At 40.5% G+C, this 1981-nt stretch carries 3 protein-coding genes; all 3 read right to left on the reverse strand.

Annotated elements, in window-relative coordinates:
* Positions 1–807 precede the first annotated feature (807 nt).
* Positions 808–1185, reverse strand: coding sequence for a DUF6876 family protein (locus FNW02_RS37965; protein WP_191762603.1), 378 nt, complete (start codon positions 1183–1185; stop codon positions 808–810).
* Between the two features lie 29 nt (positions 1186–1214).
* The gene (locus FNW02_RS37970; protein WP_191762604.1) at positions 1215–1385 is read right to left on the reverse strand and encodes a hypothetical protein; all 171 of its coding nucleotides are present in this window, start codon (positions 1383–1385) and stop codon (positions 1215–1217) included.
* 236 nt (positions 1386–1621) lie between these two features.
* Positions 1622–1810 (reverse strand): hypothetical protein, encoded by a 189-nt coding sequence (locus tag FNW02_RS37975; protein ID WP_191762605.1) that lies wholly within the window; start codon positions 1808–1810, stop codon positions 1622–1624.
* Positions 1811–1981: the final 171 nt, after the last annotated feature.

The raw sequence follows: 1981 nt of genomic DNA on the forward strand, positions 1-1981 counted from the left end.
ATAGATCCTGCAATTACCAGCATCATTGTGGAGTCCCAGTTTCGGTTTATTGATTGAAGCGACCAGCTGCTTAAGGAGTTCTTCTTGGCGCATTAAAGCAGCAAGTAATTCCGATGTTTCTTGAGGGTTCATTTGTTTAGTACGAATGCATTTTCATCGACGCTTGGCGCAGCCTTATTAGAGTTATTGTTTTTAGATGTACCCGGTCTTGTGTATTGTTTTTTACTGTTTAGAGCTTTTACTACTGGCTCTACTATCCAAAGGAGCATTTATTAACATACTAGTTGCTTTACAATTGCAGTACAAAGTCAAATTTTCACCACGCCTCATCCTCCTTTGGAGATGAGGTTTTTATTTGCCGTTAGAATAATCTGCCTCGCAAACTGGCTTTGTCCCAAGAAATATTTGAGCAGTTGTTAAATTTGTTTGCCAAGCTTTGAAGTATAATTTGTAACTTTGTAACAGGTTAAACTACCATTTTTCTGTCTGGTATACGTCAAATATGCTGTTATATGCAGTATAGTAACCTTGCAAGGACTGTTTTGGTTATTAACCTCGTCTCACTTTGATGACGAGGTTTTTGTTTTTGAAGTGGAATAAACCGCTTTGTAAATCATTTCATTTGATTTCGGGTGAATAGTTGAATGCGTGAAATGCCGTTGCATACATGATGCGTATCAGTATCTTTTGAGATATTCGTTTGATATTATTCAAGAACTTAAGTTGCTATCATACCCATTGGAAAGGTTATTTGGTGATCGCAATTAGATTTGAATCTATGCGATCACCTCTGTCTTTACTGTGTTCTCAATACTCCAAGGGCAGCATCAACACCTTCTGTGCCAGATACAGCGTGATTTCCGGTAGTGGAAAGTCAGTGTATGGGATTGACTGGCGTAGTACCTCAATATCTGTGTCTTCTTCACATATTAGAGTACCTGACTGGTTCTCTACCACCAACCGCCACACCTGAAATTCTCGCAGCCGAGGATTAGACTGAAGCTGGTGTTGATAGGAGCCAATCGCATCCAGCAGCCAGTAGCACTGGGTTGTTTGAGCTAAATACTTGACTCCCTCTGTGTAGCGGAGCATACCTAAAGAGTGCCTGTAAACAACTTCCGAGCCTGTGAATTGTTCTAAGTCTGCAATTATCTCAACAGCGGTTTTCGCAGTAGTATTTGTCATGGGTGAAATTCCTGTTTGTAACTTCAACGTCACATTTGTGTAGTATCGACAGTTTCTTCTTCCGTTATCTCGCCATCTGCCGATTCTGCGACAAAACCATACCGCACTCCCAGCGTGTTTAAATCTAAATCCGAATCTAGAATGCGTCCTAGCTCAGAAACGATAAAAACGCCTGTTTCTTGGTCGTAGCTGAGTTTCATAATTTCACCTATTTAGCTGAATAAAAAGCTCTGTTGCAGTACATCAGTTTGTAACCAGTCAGTTCTATGATTTCTGCATTGGGGTCGCTTGGAGCAAAAGAGTTTTGTCTTTTAATTTTTCAAACCCCGTTTCTTGAACAGTTGTAATTGTTGTAGCTTGTGTCATATTTGGTTGTCCACGATTTAGGTTAAAGGCGATTGGTTGCTCCTGTTAACAATCGCCTTCTTTATCAGAACTACGCCACTACCAACTCTCGACTAACTGTTGGCGCTTCACTCTTCACCAAAGCCGTCACCCTGGATAATGCCTCAATCGCCTCTTTTACGCTCCAATACTGGATACCATCCCCACACCGCCAGTAGTAGGTCTTGAGGTCGTTGTCCCAAAAGCATTCTGGATTCCTGACTTTGAACAGGATTCCCAAGAATTCCCCATCAATATATACGTTGTGAGCAGTTTGAATATTAGTACTAGTCCACCAAAGTTATTTTGACAGGTTGCTCTGTAGGTGAAATAATGGTATGAAAACACTTTTAAAAGTTATGTCAGCTAAATATACTGTTAGCCTAACTCAAGAGGAACAAGATAAACTATT

This window comes from Komarekiella delphini-convector SJRDD-AB1, assembly GCF_014831675.1.
GTDB lineage: Bacteria > Cyanobacteriota > Cyanobacteriia > Cyanobacteriales > Nostocaceae > Komarekiella.